At 66.5% G+C, this 19,915-nt stretch carries 22 protein-coding genes; 16 read left to right on the top strand and 6 right to left on the bottom strand.

The features are described from left to right. The first annotated feature begins 1 nt into the window (after position 1). The 7 genes from ABLE91_RS17765 (at position 2) to ABLE91_RS17735 (ending at position 6,410) form a co-directional block, all read left to right on the top strand. On the top strand, positions 2-622 hold the full coding sequence (locus ABLE91_RS17765; protein WP_348932812.1) for an urease subunit gamma: 621 nt from the start codon (positions 2-4) through the stop codon (positions 620-622). Then, the gene (locus ABLE91_RS17760; RefSeq protein WP_348932810.1) at positions 622-978 is read left to right on the top strand and encodes a GFA family protein; all 357 of its coding nucleotides are present in this window, start codon (positions 622-624) and stop codon (positions 976-978) included. The genes ABLE91_RS17765 and ABLE91_RS17760 overlap by 1 nt, the downstream gene beginning before the upstream one ends. Before the next feature lie 10 nt (positions 979-988). Then, entirely contained in the window at positions 989-2,701 is a 1,713-nt protein-coding gene (gene ureC, locus ABLE91_RS17755) for an urease subunit alpha (RefSeq protein ID WP_348932809.1), read from the top strand. Positions 2,702-2,757: 56 nt separating this feature from the next. Then, positions 2,758-3,447: an urease accessory protein UreE gene (locus ABLE91_RS17750; protein WP_348932808.1), complete on the top strand. Its 690-nt coding sequence runs from the start codon at positions 2,758-2,760 to the stop codon at positions 3,445-3,447. A gap of 181 nt (positions 3,448-3,628) precedes the next feature. Further along, positions 3,629-4,366: an urease accessory protein UreF gene (locus ABLE91_RS17745; RefSeq protein WP_510181965.1), complete on the top strand. Its 738-nt coding sequence runs from the start codon at positions 3,629-3,631 to the stop codon at positions 4,364-4,366. After that, positions 4,363-4,989: an urease accessory protein UreG gene (gene ureG / locus ABLE91_RS17740; RefSeq protein WP_348932806.1), complete on the top strand. Its 627-nt coding sequence runs from the start codon at positions 4,363-4,365 to the stop codon at positions 4,987-4,989. The genes ABLE91_RS17745 and ureG overlap by 4 nt, the downstream gene beginning before the upstream one ends. Positions 4,990-5,102: 113 nt before the next feature. Further along, a complete protein-coding gene (locus tag ABLE91_RS17735; RefSeq protein ID WP_348932805.1) occupies positions 5,103-6,410 on the top strand; it encodes an MFS transporter in 1,308 nt (435 codons plus the stop codon). 24 nt (positions 6,411-6,434) lie between these two features. Here ABLE91_RS17735 and cydB read toward each other — a convergent pair whose 3' ends face one another. The 4 genes from cydB to efp all read right to left on the bottom strand — a co-directional run bounded on the left by cydB (position 6,435) and on the right by efp (position 10,270). Beyond that, positions 6,435-7,439 (bottom strand): cytochrome d ubiquinol oxidase subunit II, encoded by a 1,005-nt coding sequence (cydB, locus tag ABLE91_RS17730; protein ID WP_348932803.1) that lies wholly within the window; start codon positions 7,437-7,439, stop codon positions 6,435-6,437. A gap of 12 nt (positions 7,440-7,451) precedes the next feature. After that, positions 7,452-8,852 (bottom strand): cytochrome ubiquinol oxidase subunit I, encoded by a 1,401-nt coding sequence (locus tag ABLE91_RS17725; protein ID WP_348932801.1) that lies wholly within the window; start codon positions 8,850-8,852, stop codon positions 7,452-7,454. Positions 8,853-9,038: 186 nt separating this feature from the next. Further along, positions 9,039-9,440, bottom strand: coding sequence for a response regulator (locus ABLE91_RS17720; RefSeq protein ID WP_348932799.1), 402 nt, complete (start codon positions 9,438-9,440; stop codon positions 9,039-9,041). 260 nt (positions 9,441-9,700) lie between these two features. Next, positions 9,701-10,270 (bottom strand): elongation factor P, encoded by a 570-nt coding sequence (efp, locus tag ABLE91_RS17715; protein ID WP_348932797.1) that lies wholly within the window; start codon positions 10,268-10,270, stop codon positions 9,701-9,703. Positions 10,271-10,411: 141 nt separating this feature from the next. Here efp and epmA point away from each other — a divergent pair, with 141 nt between their 5' ends. Further along, positions 10,412-11,464 carry an EF-P lysine aminoacylase EpmA gene (epmA, locus tag ABLE91_RS17710; RefSeq protein ID WP_348932796.1) on the top strand — a complete coding sequence of 351 codons (1,053 nt, stop codon included), beginning with the start codon at positions 10,412-10,414 and terminating at the stop codon, positions 11,462-11,464. Positions 11,465-11,473: 9 nt separating this feature from the next. Here the strand turns inward: epmA and ABLE91_RS17705 are convergent, their stop codons facing one another. Next, complete coding sequence (locus tag ABLE91_RS17705) at positions 11,474-12,595, bottom strand: alpha/beta hydrolase (protein ID WP_348932794.1); 1,122 nt, start codon at positions 12,593-12,595, stop codon at positions 11,474-11,476. Positions 12,596-12,856: 261 nt separating this feature from the next. Between ABLE91_RS17705 and ABLE91_RS17700 the strand changes: the two genes are divergently transcribed. The 4 genes from ABLE91_RS17700 to ABLE91_RS17685 all read left to right on the top strand — a co-directional run bounded on the left by ABLE91_RS17700 (position 12,857) and on the right by ABLE91_RS17685 (position 15,306). Continuing rightward, positions 12,857-13,534, top strand: a complete 678-nt coding sequence (locus ABLE91_RS17700) for an NUDIX hydrolase (RefSeq protein ID WP_348932793.1) — start codon at positions 12,857-12,859, stop codon at positions 13,532-13,534. A 133-nt stretch (positions 13,535-13,667) separates the two neighbouring features. Next, positions 13,668-13,946 carry a PqqD family protein gene (locus tag ABLE91_RS17695; RefSeq protein ID WP_348932792.1) on the top strand — a complete coding sequence of 93 codons (279 nt, stop codon included), beginning with the start codon at positions 13,668-13,670 and terminating at the stop codon, positions 13,944-13,946. After that, on the top strand, positions 13,946-14,386 hold the full coding sequence (locus ABLE91_RS17690; protein ID WP_348932791.1) for a lasso peptide biosynthesis B2 protein: 441 nt from the start codon (positions 13,946-13,948) through the stop codon (positions 14,384-14,386). The genes ABLE91_RS17695 and ABLE91_RS17690 overlap by 1 nt, the downstream gene beginning before the upstream one ends. Beyond that, positions 14,353-15,306, top strand: a complete 954-nt coding sequence (locus tag ABLE91_RS17685; protein ID WP_348932789.1) for a hypothetical protein — start codon at positions 14,353-14,355, stop codon at positions 15,304-15,306. Before ABLE91_RS17690 ends, ABLE91_RS17685 begins: the two co-directional genes overlap by 34 nt. 40 nt (positions 15,307-15,346) lie before the next feature. On the opposite strand, the gene ABLE91_RS17680 is transcribed toward ABLE91_RS17685, so the two are convergent. Beyond that, complete coding sequence (locus ABLE91_RS17680; protein WP_348932788.1) at positions 15,347-15,520, bottom strand: hypothetical protein; 174 nt, start codon at positions 15,518-15,520, stop codon at positions 15,347-15,349. A 110-nt stretch (positions 15,521-15,630) separates the two neighbouring features. Here ABLE91_RS17680 and ABLE91_RS17675 point away from each other — a divergent pair, with 110 nt between their 5' ends. The 4 genes from ABLE91_RS17675 to ABLE91_RS17660 all read left to right on the top strand — a co-directional run bounded on the left by ABLE91_RS17675 (position 15,631) and on the right by ABLE91_RS17660 (position 19,908). Next, entirely contained in the window at positions 15,631-17,580 is a 1,950-nt protein-coding gene (locus ABLE91_RS17675) for an asparagine synthetase B family protein (RefSeq protein ID WP_348932787.1), read from the top strand. Between the two features lie 254 nt (positions 17,581-17,834). Then, complete coding sequence (pqqB, locus tag ABLE91_RS17670; RefSeq protein ID WP_348932786.1) at positions 17,835-18,722, top strand: pyrroloquinoline quinone biosynthesis protein PqqB; 888 nt, start codon at positions 17,835-17,837, stop codon at positions 18,720-18,722. Next, complete coding sequence (gene pqqC / locus ABLE91_RS17665; protein WP_348932784.1) at positions 18,719-19,453, top strand: pyrroloquinoline-quinone synthase PqqC; 735 nt, start codon at positions 18,719-18,721, stop codon at positions 19,451-19,453. The genes pqqB and pqqC overlap by 4 nt, the downstream gene beginning before the upstream one ends. A gap of 125 nt (positions 19,454-19,578) precedes the next feature. After that, on the top strand, positions 19,579-19,908 hold the full coding sequence (locus ABLE91_RS17660; protein WP_348933019.1) for a hypothetical protein: 330 nt from the start codon (positions 19,579-19,581) through the stop codon (positions 19,906-19,908). Positions 19,909-19,915 lie beyond the last annotated feature (7 nt).

Below are 19,915 nucleotides of genomic sequence, written 5' to 3'. Positions count from 1 at the left end.
CGTGCTGCTGACGCCGCGCGAAAAAGACAAGCTGTTCATCGCCATGGCCGCCGAGGTCGCCCGCAGGCGCCTTGCGCGCGGCGTGAAGCTCAACCATCCCGAGGCCATCGCCCTCATCACCGATTTCGTGGTGGAAGGGGCGCGGGACGGACGCACCGTGGCGGACCTGATGGAAGCGGGCGCCCATGTGATCACCACCGATCAGGTGATGGAGGGCATCGCCGAGATGATCCACGACATCCAGGTGGAGGCGACCTTTCCGGACGGCACCAAACTCGTCACCGTCCACCACCCCATTCGCGGCGCCGCCTCCGACGACGTGCCGGGCGCGATCACGACGAAGCCCGGCGACATCGTCTTCAACGCGGATGCCGAGCGGGTGGCGGTGAGCGTCGCCAACACCGGCGACCGGCCCATCCAGGTGGGCAGCCACTACCACTTCTTCGAGACCAATCCGGCGCTGGCCTTCGACCGCGCCAAGGCGCGCGGCATGCGCCTCGACATCGCCGCCGGCACGGCGGTGCGCTTCGAGCCGGGTTCGACCCGGGAGGTGATGTTGGTACCGTTCTCCGGCAAGCGGGAAGTGTATGGCTTCCGGGGCGACGTGATGGGAATTCTGTGATGGCAATCCAACACTATTTCGGCGGTTGCCAATGCGGCGCCGTGCGCTTCGAGGTGGATCTGGACCTCGATGACACCATGACCTGCAACTGCTCGCGCTGCGGGCGCCTCGGCACCATCCTCACCTTCGCGCCCGCCGGCGCGTTCACCCTGAAGAAGGGCGAGGGGGCGATGACCGAGTATCTCTTCAACAAGCACCGGATCCAGCATCTGTTCTGCGCCACCTGCGGTGTCGAATCCTTCGCCCGTGGCACGAAGCTCGACGGGACGGCGGTGGTCGCGGTGAATGCCCGGACGCTGGACGGCGTGGACCTTTCGAGCCTGAAACCGATAGCCAATGACGGCGCGAGCACCTGAGGACCCTGTGATGACCAAGGCCCATCTGCCCCGCTCCGCCTACGCCCACATGTTCGGCCCCACCACGGGGGACAAGATCCGCCTCGCGGATACGACCCTCATGATCGAGGTGGAGAAGGACTTCACCATCTATGGCGAGGAGGTGAAGTTCGGCGGCGGCAAGGTGATCCGGGACGGCATGGGCCAGAGCCAGGTGACCAATGCGGCCGGCGCGGTGGACACAGTCATCACCAATGCGGTGGTGCTGGACCATTGGGGCATCGTGAAGTGCGACGTGGGCATTTCCGGTGGGCGCATCGCGAAGCTCGGCAAGGCCGGCAATCCCGATGTGCAGCCGGGCGTCGACATCATCATCGGTCCCGGCACGGAAGTGATTGCGGGCGAGGGGAAGATCCTCACCGCTGGTGGCTTCGACAGCCACATCCATTTCATCTGCCCGCAGCAGATCGAGGAGGCGCTGTCCTCCGGCATCACCACCATGCTCGGCGGCGGAACGGGGCCGGCCACCGGCACCTTCGCCACCACCTGCACGCCGGGGCCCTGGCACATCTCCCGCATGATCGAGGCGGCGGATGCCTTCCCCATGAATCTCGCCTTCGCCGGCAAGGGCAATGCCTCCCAGCCGGCGGCGCTGGAGGAGATGGTACGGGCCGGCGCCTGCGCGCTGAAGCTCCACGAGGATTGGGGCACGACCCCGGCCGCCATCGACTGCTGCCTCTCGGTGGCGGATGCGTTCGACGTGCAGGTGATGATCCACACGGACACGCTGAACGAGAGCGGGTTCGTGGAGGACACCATCGCCGCCTTCAAGGGCCGCACCATCCACGCCTTTCATACCGAGGGCGCGGGCGGCGGGCATGCGCCTGACATCATCAAGGTGGCAGGGCTCGCCAATGTGCTGCCCTCCTCCACCAACCCCACGCGGCCCTTCACGCGGAACACCATCGACGAGCATCTGGACATGCTCATGGTGTGCCACCACCTCGACCCCTCCATCGCAGAAGATTTGGCCTTCGCGGAAAGCCGCATCCGGCGCGAGACCATCGCGGCGGAGGATATCCTCCACGATATCGGCGCGCTCTCCATGATGAGTTCGGACAGCCAGGCCATGGGCCGGGTGGGTGAGGTGATCATCCGCACGTGGCAGACCGCGGACAAGATGAAGCGCCAGCGCGGCGGCCTGCCCGGCGAGGGCGACAACGACAATCTGCGCGCGCGCCGCTACATCGCGAAATACACCATCAACCCGGCCATCGCCCACGGCGTGTCCAGGCACATCGGTTCCGTGGAGGCGGGCAAGCTCGCTGACCTCGTGCTCTGGACGCCGGCCTTCTTTGGCGTGAAGCCGGACCTCGTGCTGAAGGGCGGCGCCATAGCCATGGCGCAGATGGGCGACCCCAATGCCTCCATCCCCACGCCCCAGCCGGTGCATTACCGCTACCAGTTCGGCGCCTTTGGCCGGGCGCGCACCGCCACCTCCTTCACCTTCGTCTCCAAGGCGGCGCTGGAGGACGGCATCGCGGCCCGCCTCCAGACCGGTAAGGCGCTGGTGGCGGTGGAAAATGTGCGCGGCGGCATCTCTAAGAAAAGCATGATCCTCAACGATGCCACGCCCCATATCGAGGTAGATGCGGAGACCTATGACGTGCGCGCGGACGGGGAGCTTCTCGTCTGCGAGCCGGCGGAGGTGCTCCCCATGGCCCAGCGCTATTTCCTCTTCTGAGCTATGATGGGCGGCAGAAGCGTGCTTCGGCGCGCCCGTCCTGATCCGAGGTTTCCATGATCCGCGCCACCGCCATCGTCCGCCGCCCCGCCGTCCGCGAGGAGCGCGTCGTCGACACCGTGATCCTCGACCATCAGGCCCGCCACCGCCGCCGCATCGTGATGACCGGGGAGGGTGGGACGCAATTCCTGCTGGATCTGGAGAAGGCCACCGTCCTCGACCATGGCGATGCCATCAGGCTGGAGGACGACCGGCTGGTGAAGGTGGAAGCCGCGCCGGAAAAGCTGATCGAGGTGAAGACCACGAGCCCGCTGCGGCTGCTCAAGGCCGCGTGGCACCTGGGCAACCGGCACGTGGCGGCGGAGATCACGGAAGAGGCGATCTATTTCGCCGAGGACCATGTGCTGCTGGAAATGGTGCGCGGCCTGGGTGCCATCGCGACGCCGGTGGTGCGGCCGTTCCGGCCCGAGAAGGGGGCCTATGAGGCGGCGGAGGCCCATGGCGGGCACGGGCATCATGGGCATGAGCACCACGACCATGGGCACCATCACGGCCATGGCGAGGAAGGCCATGTGCACGGACCGGATTGCGGCCATGACCATGGGCATGAGCACCAAGGGCACTCTCACTCCCACGCCCATGCTCATTCCCACGCCGAGGCGCATGCGCATTCGCATGGCGAGAAGCACGATCATGCCCATGGCGAAGACTGCGGCTGCGGGCATCACCACCACCGTCATGGCTGATGTCGCGAAGCGCCTGCCGGCGACGGTCGAGGGCGAGGCGCCTCTGGTCTCACCCTCCCCCCTTGCGGGGGAGGGCAGGGAGGGGGGTGATGTCCTCTCTGCTCTCACGATATCTGGTTCTTTAGCGGAGGCTGTATCACCCCCCTCCCTAGCCCTCCCCCGCAAGGGGGGAGGGGACGCGGTGGTCGAAGGGGTAGGGCGCACATTAAGGGCTGAGGAAGCGTCCCGCATAAGGGACGGAGGGGCACTCAGCCTCCTCCCGCTCTTCGCCTGGCTCTCCCCCTCCTTCCCCGTCGGGGGTTATGCCTATTCCCACGCGCTCGAATGGGCAGTGGAAGCGGGGGACGTGGAGAAGGAGGACAGCCTCCTCTCCTGGCTCTCAGACCTGCTCCTCTACGGCTTTGCCCGCAGCGACGCCATCCTGCTCTCCCACGCCTTCGATGCGGCCGGACGGGGGGATGCCGCTGCCCTTGCCGAGGTGAAGGCCCTCGCCGTTGCGCTCGCGCCTTCGGCCGAGCTGCGCCTGGAGACCTGCCAGCAGGGGCGCAGCTTCCTTGACGCGGTGCTGGCCGCATGGCCGCACGAGCAGCTGGATGCCCTGGCTCCGGCGCTGAAAGGCGATGTCGCCTATCCCATAGCCCTCGGCCTTGCCGCCGCGGCTCACGGCCTGCCCAAGCCCGCCGTCATCGAAGCCTTCCTGCTGGCCCTGATGCAGGCGCTGGTGTCCGCCGGAATCCGCCTCGCCCCCATCGGCCAGACCGGCGGCACGCGCGTGCTCTCCACGCTGGCGCCCAAGGTCGCGGCGCTGGCGCAGGAGATCCCGGCCCTCACCCTGGACGATCTGGGAACTGCCACGTTCCGCGCCGATCTCGGCTCGTTCCGCCACGAGACCCAATATACAAGGCTTTTCCGCTCATGAGCGCTTCGAAGAACGGACCCCTGCGGGTCGGCATCGGTGGTCCGGTGGGATCGGGCAAGACGGCGCTCATGGAAGCGCTCTGCAAGGCCTTCCGCGCCCGCTACGACATCTGCGCCATCACCAACGACATCTACACCAAGGAAGACGCCCGCATCCTGACGGTGGCAGGTGCGCTCGAGCCGGAGCGCATCCTGGGCGTCGAGACCGGCGGCTGCCCGCACACCGCCATTCGCGAGGACGCCTCCATCAATCTGCGCGCGGTCGCGGACATGCGGGCCAAGTTCCCGAACCTCGACATCGTGCTCATCGAATCCGGCGGCGACAACCTCGCCGCCACCTTTTCTCCGGAGCTCGCCGACATCACCATCTATGTGATCGACGTGGCCGGCGGTGAGAAGATCCCGCGCAAGGGCGGGCCGGGCATCACCCGCTCGGACCTGCTGGTGGTGAACAAGACCGACCTCGCCCCCATGGTGGGCGCCGACCTCTCCATCATGGAGGCGGACACGCAGCGCATGCGCGCGGGGCGGCCCTATGTCTTCTCCTCCATCCGCAACGGGGTGGGCGTGGACGTGGTGGCGGCGTTCATCGAGACGGCGGGCGGCCTTTCGGCTGCCGCGTGAGCGGAACGGCGCCCCTGCGGCCAAGGTGGGCATCGCCGGCTTGACTTGCAGCGGCGGTTTCTTCCTATGCCAGCCCATTGGGCCATGGGGCTGGGAAGAGAATGCAGACGACGATGGCAGCGGCCACGGACGTGGAGCAGCGCGCATTTGGTAAGGCGTTGCGCCGCCTCATCCCGCTGATGATGGTGCTCTATCTCGTCAGCTTCCTCGACCGGGTGAATGTGGGGTTCGCCGCTCTCGAGATGAATGCGGACCTCGGCCTGACGCCCCTCGTCTATGGCTGGGGCGCCGGCATTTTCTTCCTTGGCTATTTCCTCTTCGAGGTGCCGAGCAACCTCATCCTGGAGAAGGTCGGAGCCCGGCTCTGGATCTGCCGGATCATGGTGACCTGGGGGCTCATCTCGGCGGCGACAGCCTTCGTCACCGAGGAAAAGGGCTTCTTCGCCTTGAGGTTTCTCCTGGGGGCGGCGGAGGCCGGATTCCTGTCGGGAATGATCCTCTATCTCGGCTATTGGTTTCCCTTGGCCGTGCGTGCCCGCTACGTGGCGCTGTTCATGGCCGCGGTGCCCATTGCGAGCGCCGTCGGGGCGCCGCTTTCGGCTTTCCTCCTGGGTGCCACCCATGGCGTCCTCGGCCTGTCGGGCTGGCAGTGGCTGTTCATCGTCGAGGGCCTGCCCGCCTGTCTGCTGGGCATCGCGGTGCTGAAGTTCCTCCCCGACGGGCCACACGCCGCCCGCTGGCTCACGGCGGAGGAGAAGGCGGCCATTTCGGCCCGGCTCGCCGCCGATCAGGCGGAGCACGCGCCCCTCGCCAGCCATGCGCTGTGGCCGGCCTTGACCGACCCGAGGGTGATCGTTCTCGGCCTCGTCTATTTCGGGCTGGTGGTGGGGCTCTATGGCATCGGCCTGTGGCTGCCCCAGATCATGCAGGCCATGGGCTATGCGACCCAGCAGATTGGGCTGATCCTCATCGTGCCCTATGGCCTCAGCGCCATCGCCATGCTCGTCTGGGGCCATCACAGCGACAGGACGGGGGAGCGCATCCTGCACGTGGCTGCGGCACTGGGCCTCGGCGCCCTCGGCCTGATCGCCAGCGTCCACGCGCCGTCCCACATCGTCGCCATTGCGGCGGTGACCGTCGCCTCCGTTGGCATCTATGCGGCTCTGGGGCCGTTCTGGACGGTGCCGCCCTTGTTCCTGCGCGGAACCGCGGCAGCGGCCGGCATCGCCCTCATCAATTCCATCGGCAATCTCGGCGGCTTCGTCGGCCCGTATCTCGTCGGGTGGATCAAGCAGACCACGGGCCGCTTCGAAGCGGGGTTCGAAGCGCTGGCCTGTGTCCTTGTCGTCGCCGTTATGCTCGCCTTTGTGCTCGGCCGCATGCTGGCGAAGCAGCGCCCGGCGGCGCGGGCCGGACGCTAAAGCGGGCCGCTGCCCCGCAAAGTCTCAGTGATAGCCTTCGCCTTCGCGCACTTTCCCGCGGAAGATCCAGTAGACGAAGATGATGTAGCCGAGGATCACCGGCAGCAGGAACACCACGCCGAACAGCATGAAGATCTGGCTCGCCGGTGCCGCGGCGGTCTGCCAGACGGTGAGGTGCGGGGGCACCAGATAGGGGAAGGTAGAGATGCCGAGCCCCAAAAATCCCAGCACGAACAGGGCGATGCAGCCGAGGAAGGGCCACACCTCCGCCGTGCCCTTCAGCCCGCGCCAGACGAACCACGCGATGGCGGCGGTGATGACCGGCACCGGGGCGAGATAGAAGATGTTCGGCACGGTGAACCAGCGCTGGGCGATGCGCTCGATGGCCAGAGGCGTCCAGAGGCTCACGATGCCCATGAAGACAATGACCACCGGCAGCAGGATGGTCGCCGTGCGGCGCGCCTGGGCGGCCACCGGTCCGTCCGTCTTCATGATGAGCCAGGTGGAGCCGAGCAGCGCATAACCGATCACCACGCCGATCCCGCACATGAAGGCGAAGGGGGTGGCCCAATCGAACGTGCCGCCGGCAAAGGCGCCGTTCTGCACGTTGACGCCCTGCACCAGACCGCCAAGCACCACCCCCTGCGAGAAGGCGGCAAGCGTCGAGCCGGCGGAAAAGGCGACGTTCCACCAGGCCCGGCTCGATGCCGCGACCCAGCGGAACTCGAACGCGACGCCCCGGAAGACCAGGGCAAGCAGCATGATGATGATGGGCAGGTAAAGCGCCGGCATCACCACGGCGTAGGCCTTGGGGAAGGCGACCCACAGGCCGCCGCCGCCCAGAACAAGCCAGGTCTCGTTGCCGTCCCAGAAGGGCGCGACGGTGTTCATCATCTGGTCGCGCTCCCGCTCCTCCTTGGCGAAGGGGAAGAGGATGCCGATGCCGAGATCGAACCCGTCCATGACCACGTACATGATGACCGCGACCGCGATGATCAGCGACCAGATGACCGGGAGATACCATTCCATGGTGCGGTCTCCTCACTCGCCAGGGGCGATGGCATCGCGGGCGGCGGTTTGCGCTGCTGCGATGGGGCGGCTTGGGCGGTCATGGCGGGGCGGCTCGATGGCAGAGCCGGTCGGTCCCTTCACGATGAGGCGGTTGATGTAATAGATGCCCATCGAGAACACGATGCCGTAGACGATGACGAACAGCGCCAGCGTCACCGCGACGGCCGTGCCGCTCACCGGGGAGATGGCGTCTGCCGTGCGCAGGATGTTGTAGGCGACCCAGGGCTGGCGCCCCTGCTCGGTGACGACCCAGCCAGCCAGGATGGCACAGAAGCCGAGCGGCCAGGCCAGCGAAGCCGGCCAGAGATACCAGCGCGTCTCATACAGCTTCCGCCGATAGATGAGCCACGCGCCGACCCAGCCGAACAGGATCATGAGGACGCCGATGCCCACCATGATGCGGAACCCGAAGAAGGGCCCGATCACCGGGGGGCGGTCCTGGGGCGGAAAATCCTTGAGGCCGGGGAAGAGGCCGTCCAGCGAGTGGGTGATCAGCAGCGATGCCCCGCGCGGGATGGAGATCTCGTAGAGATTGGTCTCCGCCTTCTCATCGGGCCACGCGAACAGAACCAGGGGGGCGGGCTTGGAGCCGTCCCAATGGGCCTCGATGGCGGCGATCTTGGCGGGCTGGTACTTGGCGGTGTTTAGCCCGTGGCTGTCGCCCACATAGGCCTGGATGGGCGCGACGATAGCGAGCATGCCCACCGCCATCTGCATCATCACCCGCGATTCCTCGTGGAAACGCCCGGCGAGCAGGTAGCGCGCGCCCACCGCCAGCACCACGAGCGAAGTGGTGAGATAGGCGGCCAGCAGCATGTGCGGCAGGCGATGCAGGAAGCTGGGGTTGAAGATGATCTCCATCCAGTCCAGCGGATAAGCGATGCCGTCGCGCATCTCATGGCCGGTGGGAGTCTGCATCCAGCTATTGGCCGACAAGATCCAGAAGGCCGACATGGCGGTGCCCGCCGCCACCATCACGCAGGACAGAACGTGCAGCCAAGTGGGAACGCGGTTCCAGCCGAACAGCATGATGCCGAGGAAGGTGGCCTCCAGGAAGAAGGCCATGAGCACCTCGAATCCGATGAGCGGGCCGATGACGCTGCCCACCACTTCCGAGAAGCGGGACCAGTTGGTGCCGAACTGGTAGGACAGGACGATCCCCGAGACCACGCCCATGGCGAAGCTGACGGCGAAGATCTTGGTCCAGTAGCGGGCGAGCCGATGGAACACCTCGCGCCCGGTCTTCAGCCACAAAAGCTCAAGCGTGGCGATGAAGGCCGAGAGGCCGATGGTGAAGCTCGGAAAGATGATGTGAAATGAGACCGTGAACGCGAACTGAATGCGCGCCAGCAGCACCGGATCGAAATCCATTGCGCCTCCCCTCCGGCGGCAGAGGGGGAGCCGTAACGCTCCACCTTTCCATGCGCTCGTCGGATTGGCGAAGCTTAGTGGAGTTCCAGCTTTTGCTCCACTGGGGAAACTGCGTAACCCCGGATGGCCGCTACGGCATGTTGCCACCCGGCCAAACGCCGCGCGACGCGGCGGCGCTTGCACATGTCAGATATGCGCGTCGTGCCTTTGGCCGGCCGAGAGGAAGGCCGGGCCGGCATCGCCACTGGTGCGGCTCAGGATATCGCTGAGCGCGTTGGCGATGGCCCGGCTGGTATAAGGCTTCGGCACGCGCACCGCGCCGGCGAATTGCTCCGGCAAAGGCGTCGTGCCGATGAAGCCGCTGCAGAATATCAATGGAATGCCGCGCGCCGCGAGGATCTCGGCGGCAGGATAGACATATTCGCCGCGCAGGTTGACATCGAGGATGGCGACGTCGGCCGCGACCGTCTCGGCGACCCGCTTGGCCTCGGACAGGCTCGCCACCGGCCCGATCACCTCGCAGCCCAGCGATCTCAGATTGTCTTCAAGCCCGAGGGCCACGAGCAGTTCGTCTTCGACGATAAGCACTCGCTTTCCGGAAACATCCATAATCACGCGCCTTATTCCCCCGATCGGCGCAGTAACGGATGAGATTTGATTTTGGTTCCCGCTCTAGCCGAAAGTCTAAGGGCGGCGCGACATTTCTGCCACAGGGGCGGCTGTGGGGAGCAGGTCGGATCCCTGACAACAGCCGTCGTGGCCGGACTTCATCCGGCCATTTCTTCAGAACCAGGGCGCGAGGCACCAGGAGATCCCCGGACAAATCCGGGGATGATGGGCGGGGACGGTCAGTCCTTCGCGCGTTCCACGTAGGACGCATCGGCGGTCATGATGACCACGCGCGTGCCGGCGGAGACGTGGGGGGGAACCATGGTGCGCACGCCGTTGGAGAGCATGGCGGGCTTGTAGGAGGAGGAGGCGGTCTGGCCCTTCACGGTGGGCTCGGTGTCCACGATCTCCAGGGTCACGCGCTGCGGCAGCTCGATGGCGATGGGATTGCCGTTATGGGTGGAAAGCATGCATTCCATGCCTTCCTGCAGGTAGACCTTCTGGTCTCCCAGCACATCCTCGGGCACCGTGACCTGATCATAGGTCTCCGGGTTCATGAAGGTGTAGCCGTCGCTGTCCTGGTAGAGGAAGGTGTGAGGGCGGTCTTCCACATAAGCGCGCTCCACCTGCTCGGTGGTGCGATAGCGCTCGGAGATCTTCACGCCGTCGGAGATGCGGCGCATGTCCATCTGGGTAACGGGCGTGCCCTTGCCGGGATGGATGTTCTCGGCGCTGAGAATGACGTAGAGCTTGTCGTCGATGTCGACCACGTTGCCTTTGCGCAGAGAGCTGGCGATTACCTTGACCACGTCGCGTGTTCCTCAAAAAAGTTGCGGCGTGTCGCCGCCTCGTGTCGGCGCGCAACATAGCGATCTTCGCGCTTTTCGCCAGTCTCCCGGCGTTCTTTTGGGGAATGGTGCCACTTTCCCATCTTCATTGCGGTTGTTCCCATGACAGCGGATGCGGCGGCGAGCCCCTGGTGGGACGAGAGCGTGCATGCCGACCGGCGCCCGTTCCTCATGGCGCGGGGCCGGGTGGTGGCGGCGGTCCGGGCCTATTTCGCGGATGAGGATTTCGTCGAGGTGGAGACGCCGGTGCTCCAATTCTCGCCCGGCAACGAGGCGCATCTGCACGCCTTCGCCACGCAATGGCATGCCCCGGAGGGCGGCGCCTTTCCCTATTATCTGCGCACTTCGCCGGAATTCGCCGCCAAGAAGCTGCTGGCTGCCGGCGAGACGCGCATCTTCGAGATCGCACGCGTCTTCCGCGATCGGGAGCGGGGCCGGGCGCACCATCCCGAATTCACCATGCTGGAATGGTATCGCGCGAATGCCTCCTATGAGGCCTTGATGGCGGATTGCGCGCGCCTGCTGGGGCTGGCCGCCATCGCGGGTAGCGTTGCTGCATTCTCTTATCGCGGCAAGACCTGCGATCCGTTCGCCGCGCCCGAGCGGCTGACCCTGGCCGAGGCGTTCGGCCTTCATGCCGGCATCGATCTTCTACGCTTCCTGGCCGAACCGGGAGAGGAGCCGGAGCCCGCGCCGTTTGCCCAAGCGGCGCAGGAGGCCGGCATCCGCGTTGCGGCGGACGATACGTGGGCGGACATCTTCTCGCGCGTGCTGGTGGAGCGCATCGAGCCCCATCTGGGCGAGGGCCGCGCGACGCTCCTGTGCGAGTACCCCACCAGCGAGGCGGCCCTGGCCCGGCCGAAGCCCTCCGACCCCCGCGTCGCCGAGCGCTTCGAGCTCTATGCCTGCGGGCTGGAACTGGCGAACGCCTTCGGCGAGCTGACCGATCCGCAGGAGCAGCGCCGGCGCTTCGAGGTGGAGATGGCGGAGAAGCAGCGGCTCTACGGGGAGCGCTATCCCATCGACGAGGGCTTCCTTGCCGCGCTCGCCCGCATGCCGCCGGCGAGTGGCAGCGCGTTGGGCCTCGACCGGCTGGTCCTGCTCGCCTCAGGCGCCCGGCGCATCGAGGATGTGCTGTGGGCGCCGGTGGAATGAGCCAGGGGCTCAGAACCCCCCGAAGTTGGGCGTGACGCCGCTGATCTGGATCTGCCCGAACTCCACCGTCTCCGGGACTTTGCCGCCACTGGATGTCACGTTCTGCTCGACTGACTGACGGAGCTGCGAGCGCAGGCCGGCGAGCTGAGCGAACTTGCCATGGTTGAGCTCATCCCCATCCGACTTCACGTCGGTCATGTCGACCACCACCGCGCCGAGCGCAACCAGCTCCTTGTCGTTGTTATAGGCCCCCAGGCGCTGCTTGCCGCCGGCAATGAAGTCCGAGATGCCGAGAGCCTTGTCGTCGTGCGAAACGATGACGATGAACGGCTTTTCCGGCTTTCCGAACCGCTTGAGCTGGGACTTGAACACGTCCACGTCGATGTCCGGCGCCGCCAGGATCACGTTGCCGACCCGCTTGGCGGGAAGGATCGTCCCCGCGATCTTCATCTGCCGGAGCGCCTCCACCGTCAGCCAGTTCCCCATGGAATGGGCCATGATGGTGACCTTCTCGGCATTGCTCTGGGCCACGAGGGTCAGTGTGTGCTCGAGGCTGTCGCGCGCCGCCGTGGCGCTGTTGTTGTCATAGACATAGTCCTCGGTCTTCCCGCGCGAGGCCCAGGTGAAGAGGACCGGGACGGCGGTCGCGTCTGCGTCATGCGCCATCTGGGCCAGGCGGAAGAGCGCCTCCGAGAACATGGTGTTGTAGCCGTGCACGAACAGGAACACGTTCTTTTCGCCACGCGGCCGCTTGGCGAGCTGGGCGTTGAGGTCGGCCACGAATTGCGCGTCGGTGTCGCGATAGACGGCCTCGTGGACCACCATGTCCGTGTTGGGATTGCCCGGCGCCTGCTTCGGCCACTCGATGGCGCCCTGCTTGTGGGTGGGCGGAACGGTGAGGGTGACGGTCGCGAAATCGAGCTTCGCGCTGCGCTCTCCATTGAAGAGGACGCCGGGGCGCGGATCGCGGGCGCGGGTGGTGGCGACGAGGACGGTGTGCGGGGTGGCGCCGGGCGCCTCCGCAAGGCTCGGCGCCAGCACGTCCAACCCGGGACGGGACGCGCAGCCTCCCAGCATCGCTCCTGCGGCCAGAACCGCCGCCACGGTAAGGATCACACGGCCCTTGATCATTGATGAGATATGGAATGGCCGGCGTTCCCGGCGACCCTGCCGTGACGACCGGACGGCTTCAACAGACACTACGCAGCCCCCAAACCTTACCCATCTGGTATCCTAGCAGGAAGCGCACAGGCCCGCGAGATGTGGATTTTTGGCCGCTTTTGAGGCCCAGGCTGGATTCCGGCTCGGATAGCACAATTTTTTTGTCGATGAATTTAGACAATTCACCTTATGCGCATGAATATGACGGAGCGACACCCCATAATGCGAATCATGACGAGCTTCACCGACCCTAGCCATCCCCGCCGCGTTCAATACGCGGCCTTACCCTACCGCCAGAGGCAGGACGGGGAAGTGCAGGTGCGCCTCGTCACATCGCGCGAGACGCGGCGGTGGGTGATCCCCAAAGGCTGGCCCATGAAGGGCGTCCCCCCCCACAAGGCGGCGGCGCGGGAAGCCTTCGAGGAAGCGGGGCTGATGGGCGTCACCTCGCGTACGGCGTTAGGGCTCTACACCTATGAGAAGCGGCTATCGGCGACGCGCAGTGTGACCTGCGACGTGATGGTGTTTCCCATGAAGGTGAAGCGCTATCTCAAGAAGTGGCCCGAGCGCAGCCAGCGCATCGGCTTCTGGTTCACCATCGAGAGCGCCGCTGCCGCCGTGCAGGAAGAGGGGCTGCGTGAGCTGATCCTCCGTTTCGGGGAGGTCTTGGCCGCGCGTTTTGCCGCAAAGCAGAAGAAGGGGGCGGAAGCCTCCGTCGCATTCTCCCCCGCCGCCCCGAAGGCAGCCAAAGCGGTTGTCCCTGGCACAGCGGAAGAGCAGCCGGCGATCTCCAAGAAGATGAGCGGAGCCAAGAAGGCGGCCAAGACCAAAGATGGGCCGACGCCCGCCGCTTCCGCATCGCCAGCGCCCAAGAAGGCAACCGGGAGCCCACATCCGACTTCGCACTGAAGGTCGGTGCAGGTGCTGGATTCGCATTCGGCGTCGGTAGACACAGCAACCTGCTGATGCGGGATGTCATCTGCGAATTGGCGCCGGGATGTACGAGGTGATACGTCATCACGGTTGCTAGGGGCAGGGGAAGATGGGGCTCGGCCTGGACAGCCATATCGTGGCGGCACCCGACATCCTGTCCGCGGACGTGGACGGGGAACTGGTTCTCATGGATGCCGTGTCCGGCAAGTATTTCACGTTCGAGGGTGTCGGCGCCGACATCTGGCGCGCGCTCGGCGCGCCGGTCAGCGTGGGTGCGCTCTGCGACCGGCTGGTCGGCGAGTATGATGCGCCGGAGGAGCGCATCCGCGCATCGACCCTCCGCTTCCTGAACGACATCCTCGAACGCCACCTCATTAAAGTCGTGTGATGCGCGCCCGGCTCCAGGCGGTCGAAACCCTTTTGGCGCTCGCTTTGGGCTGGCTGCTGGTGTTCGTGCTGCCGTTCCGCGTGCTGGCAAAGCTTCTCGGTCACGCCGGGCCCAGTGAGAATTCCCAAGGCCAAGGCGCTTCTTCCACCCACCTTGGGATCGCGCGCGGTCTCGGCTGGCGGATCGAGCGCCTTGCGCCGCGCTTTCCCGGGCGAGCCACCTGCCTGGTGCGGGCGGTTGCCGGCTGGCTCCTGCTGAGGCGGCGCGGGATATCCTCCGTGGTGCGCTTCGGCGTGCGCCGGCACGAGGGGGTGCTGGAAGCGCACGCCTGGATTCGCGTGGGTGAGACGACGGTGCTCGGCGGGGAGGAGGCACAGACCTTCGCACCCATCGCGGATCTCGGGGGATGGGCGGGGGCAGGCGGGCGGTGGCGCCGGTGAACTGGTCCTATCGCGTGAGCGGCCTCACGCTCGGCGCGGAACGCCCGCTGCCTTATCTGAACGCCGTGGACGATACGTGGGCGCCGGATGTCCGCATCGCCTTCGCGCCCGTGCCGGCCCAGCCAGCCGCTAAGACATCAGGGCTGTTCCATATCCACGCGCCAGACCTTGTGGACCTCGTCGTGCCGGACAGGCTGACCATCCGCATCTCCGGCGGCCGGCAGATGACCGTCGCGGTGGCGCCGGATCTGGAGGCGGGCGAACTGCAGACCCTGCTCTTCGGCCCCGCCTTCGCCGTGCTGCTTCACCAGCGTGGGTCACCGCCCTTGCACGCCGGGGCGGTGCGCGTGGGTGAGGGCGCCCTTGCCATTGCTGGGCACAGCGGGGCGGGCAAATCCACCACGGTGCGCGCTTTGGTGCGCCGTGGCTGCCGCCTTCTGTGCGACGACCAGCTTGTGGTCGAGGCCGGCACCGGCATGGCACACGCGGGGTTTCCGGCCATGAAGCTATGGGGCCACGCCGCCGCTTTCTTCGGCGAGGCGGTGGAGGCGGCCCGCCGCGTGCGGCCGGGCCTCGACAAGTTTCATCTCGATGCCGCCGAAGCCTTCGCGCCTCAGGCGGTGCCCTTGCGCGTCATTTGCGTTCTGGTGCCCGATCCGGCCGCCGCGCGTCCCACGGCCGAGCGGCTCAGTAGCCCACAGGCGGTCATGGCGTTGGGCGGGCTCTGTCATTACGGCCAGACCGCCGACGCGCTGGGGATGAGGCCTGCAATCTTTCGGTGGGCGGCGGCACTGGCGGCCCGGGTGCCGGTCTATGTGCTGCGTCGGCCCGATGATCTCGCCGGCATCGAGGAGGTCGCCGACCTCGTGTGGACTTTGGCGCGCCAGCACGCGCCGGAGGCCGCGGAGACGCCGGCATGACGCGGCTTGTGCGCGGACCGGCGGGTCCGCCGGCCGCAATTCAGGACTGGCCGATTCCGCCCTCGGGGTTGCCTGCCTCGTCCGAGCGGGTGAGATCGGCAACCCGGATTTCCACCCAGCGCGGCTCCGACCAGGCTTTCCGGGGAGAAACAGGCGCGGGCGTCGTGCCAATTGCATCGAACGCATCGTAAGAGACGGACTTGTCCTGGTCCATGCGAACCCCCGAGGCCACTTCTTGAACGTGCGGCACGGCCCACCCTCACACCGACAGGCGCGACCGAGGCAAATGTGGCTGCACGCTGCGGACATTATACGGGCGCGGTCATGACAGCCATATGCGGCATCTGGCATCCCGATGGCCGGCCCGGCGCGGCGGACGCCTGCGCGCGCATGCAGCGGGCGCTCGCCATCTATGGATCCGGCCGCACCGGGCATTGGGATGGCGGGGAGATCGCGTTCGGCATCGGGCTCGCCCGCCTGCTGCCGGAGGATGTGTATGACCGCCAGCCATTGACTGGAGGGGGCGGGCGCTTCCGGCTTCTCGCGGATGTCCGCCTCGACAACCGGCCGGAACTGGCCGAGCGCCTCTGCCTGCCGGCCGCCGAGGCGCGTCTCATGGCGGATGCGGACCTTGTGCGCGCGGCCTGGGAGACATGGCAGGTGGGTGCCCTCGACCATCTCATCGGCGATTTCGCCATCGCAGTATGGGATGCGGAACGCCGGCAGCTTCACCTTGCGCGCGACTTTCTGGGCCAGCGCCCGCTTTTCTATCATCACGGCCGGGGCGTCTTCGCCTTTGCCAGCATGGCGAAGGGCCTGCACGCGCTGCCGGACCTGCCGAAGGCGCCGGATCTCGACACGCTGCGCGATTACCTGGCACTGGCCCCGCAGCGCGGCCCCGGCAGCTTCTTCGCCCATGTGAGCCGGGTGGAGCCAGGCTCCCTGGTGACGCTGCATGCGGACGGCCGCCTGGAGCGGCGGGACTGGTACGACTGGCACCTCGATGGGGACCTGCGCCTCCCCTCCGATGCGGCCTATGTGGAGGCGTTCCGTGCCACGTTCGACCGCGCGGTGACGGACCGGCTGCGCGCCACGGGGCCTGTCGCCAGCCATCTCTCCGGCGGCCTCGACAGCTCGGCGGTGACGGCGGCGGCGGCGGGGATGCTCGCGGAGCGGGGGCAGGGGCTCACCGCCTATACCCATGTGCCGCTAAGTGGGGTGGAGCTGGAGGAGCCGCGCAACCGCTTCGGCAATGAGTGGCCGCTGGCCCAGACGGTCGCCCGGGCATATCCGAACATCACGCACGTGGCGGCGGATGCGCCGAACCGGATGATGGGCGGCGACCTCGATGCGCATTTTCATTACTTCGAGTATCCGACGCTCAATCTATGCAACATGGTGTGGGCGCGCGAGATCGCGCAGCTAGCCGGCCGGGGGCGCCAGAAGGTGCTGCTCACCGCCGGCATGGGCAACATGACCATCAGTCAGAGCGGGCTGGAGCGCCCCGCCGAGCTGTTTCGCGCGGGACACTTCCTCACCTGGTTCAAGGAAACTCTGGCATTGACCCGCACCGGGCACTCGCTGGCGGGCGCCTTCGTGGGACGGACTTTCGTGACGTTCCTGCCCGGCCGCATGGTCAACCTGCTGCGGACATTGAGGCGCCGCCAGGCGTGGGAACTGTCGGAATTCTCAGCCTTGCGCCGGGAGGTAATGGACAGCGAAGCCTTCCGGGCCCGCATGCGCGCGCTCAACTACGATCACAGCTTCCGCCCCTGGCCGAGCATGCGCGCCAAGGCCCGCTTCGTACTGCGCCGCAGCGATCTGGGCGGCCATGAGCAGAAGGGCCATCTCGCCGCCTTCGGCATCGACCCGCGCGATCCCACGTGCGACAGGCGGTTGGTGGAACTGGTCCATGCCATGCCGTCATCCATGTTCCTGCGCAACGGGCAGACGAAATGGATTTATCATCAGGCCTTCGCAGATCGCGTGCCGGCGGAAATCCGCGCGGAACGGCGCAAGGGCTATCAGGCGGCCGATTGGGCGGAACGGTTCCGGTGGGCAGCACCCCATCTGGAAGCGCAACTGGCATCCGCCGCCGCCCATCCGGCAGTATCGGGTCTGATGCGGACCGAGGAGATGCTGTCCGCAATGAAAAGCGGCATGCCACAGGGCGTGCCGGACGGGAAAGTTACAAGAAAATATCGCTTGAATATCCTGCGTGGATTGTCCGTCGGGCATTTCGTAACGAAGATGGACAACCGGAATTCATCCTGACGCGGTATTGAAATTCGCGCGGTGTCCTAAGCTCATTTGAATGTCGCCCGAAGTCCTTTCTTGCTCAGAAAGCGGAACGGGAGCGCCGGGCTCACGGCGGCACGCCAAGGCGCCATCCGCGCTCAGCCCCATCGACGGTGTCGAACAGGTGGTCGGTCGAATGTAGGATGGAAGCGATGACTTGCGCATCAATGCCGGAAACGGAGACTTTGGCGCAAGGCGCCGGCGAAGAGGAGGCTGGCTGAGCCGCTCCCATGAAGGCCATCGTTCTCGGGGCAGCCGCCGGTGGTGGCTTCCCGCAATGGAATTGCCAATGCCAAGTCTGCGCGCTCGCGTGGAGCAGGGATTCGCGCGCGCCCTGGCGGACCCAATCGAGCCTTGCGGTGACGCTCGATGGCGAGAGCTGGGCTGTGCTGAACGCCTCCCCTGATCTTGGAAGCCAGATCCGGGCGACGCAGGCCCTGTGGCCGCACCGGGCGCGGCATTCGCCCATCGGCACGGTCATTCTCAGCAGCGCCGAAATCGACCATGTGGCCGGGCTGCTCAGCCTGCGGGAGCGACATCCGTTCGACCTGATCGCGCTCGCGCCCGTTCTGGAAGCGCTCGATGCCAACCCGATGCTCGGAGCCGTGCCAGCGCGGCGCGTGACGGCCACCGCGTCGGCTCCTGTCACCCTGGCCGATGGACTGACGGCAGAACTGTTTCCCGTCCCGGGCAAGGCGCCTCTCTACCTTGAGGGCGACGATCCCCAACTCGGGTCCGAAGCGGGCGAGACGGCCGGCATCCGGATCAGCGGCCGGGGACGATCCATCGTCTACATCCCCGGCTGTGCTGCCTTGTCCGCCAGCGTGCGCGCCCAGGCGGATGGCGCAGATGTGTTGTTCTTCGACGGCACGCTGTTCACCGACGACGAGATGATCCGCGCCGGCCTCGGTGAGAAGACCGGCCGGCGGATGGGACATCTGCCGATTACGGGACCTGGAGGCTCATTGCCCTGGCTTGCCGGGCTGCCCACGGCGCGGAAGATTTATATCCACCTCAACAACACCAATCCGGCCTTGATCGAGGGCTCGCCCGAGCGTCTCATGATCGAGGCTTCCGGTGTCGAAGTGGCCTATGACGGCATGGAGGTGGAGCTGTGAGCGACCTGCTGTCACCCGGCGAATTGGAACAGCGTCTGCGCGCGGTCGGAGAGCAGCGCTATCACGACAAGCACCCCTTTCATGTCCGGCTGCATTCGGGCCAGTGCACGAAGGGCGAGGTCCAGGCCTGGGCCCTCAACCGCTTCACCTACCAGGCCCACATTCCGGTGAAGGACGCCTTCCTGATCGCCCGCACCAACGATCCCGCGCTGCGGCGGGCCTGGCGCCAGCGCCTCGTGGACCATGATGGCCGGGAGGAAGGCGAGGGCGGGATCGAACGCTGGCTCCGGCTTTGCGAAACCCTGGGGCTGGTGCGGGCGGATGTGCAGGCCCATCGCGGCGTGTTGCCGGCGACACGCTTCGCGGTGGAGGCTTATGTCAATTTCGTGCGCGAGCGCCCGCTGCTCGAAGCGGTGGCGTCGTCCCTGACCGAGCTGTTCTCGCCGCAGATCATCCGCGATCGCGTCGCAGGCATGCTGGCCCATTACGATTTCGTCAGCCCCGAGAGCCTAAGCTATTTCACCGCCCGCCCGGAACAGGCGCGGCGCGATGTCGAGACGGCGCTCGCTTATGTCACGACCCATGCCCGCACGCCCGCTCAGCAGCAGGCGGTCATCGCGGCGCTCGAATTCAAGTGCGACGTGCTCTGGGCCATGCTGGACGCGCTCCATCATGCCTATGTGGAGCCCGGCCAGATCCCGCCCGGCGCCTTCGTGCCCGAGGGCGGCTGATTGCTGCATTCGGGCTCAGGGCTTATCCTGTGTTCCCGGCGTGGACCGCTCCACCGATATCGTGTCAGGGAGACGCGAACGTGCGCGGAAAAGCATTCGCCCTCGTGCTCTGCCAGACGCTGACCGTGGTGCTGGCGACACCCTTTGGCATCCGCGATGCCGGCGCTATTGACGTGCCGGTCAATGATTATCCGACGGCCGCGCGCGCCGATTATGTCTTCGGGTGCATGGCCGCGAACGGCCAGACGCGCGACGCGCTGCAAAAGTGCTCCTGTTCCATCGATGTGATCGCGTCCGTCCTGCCTTACGAGGAATATGAGGACGCCGAGACCATCATGTCGGTGCGCCAGCGGGGTGGCGAGAACGCAGCGATGTTTCTCAGCATGCCGCAATTGCGGGAGAAGGTCGCGCGCCTGAAGCGGGCGCAGATCGAGGGCGAGCTTCGCTGCTTCTGACGCCCTC

This window comes from Aquabacter albus, from assembly GCF_040049275.1.
In the GTDB taxonomy this organism is placed as follows: domain Bacteria; phylum Pseudomonadota; class Alphaproteobacteria; order Rhizobiales; family Xanthobacteraceae; genus Aquabacter.
Note: the sequence above shows the minus strand (reverse complement) of the source record. Positions and strands in the feature narration are given on the sequence as shown.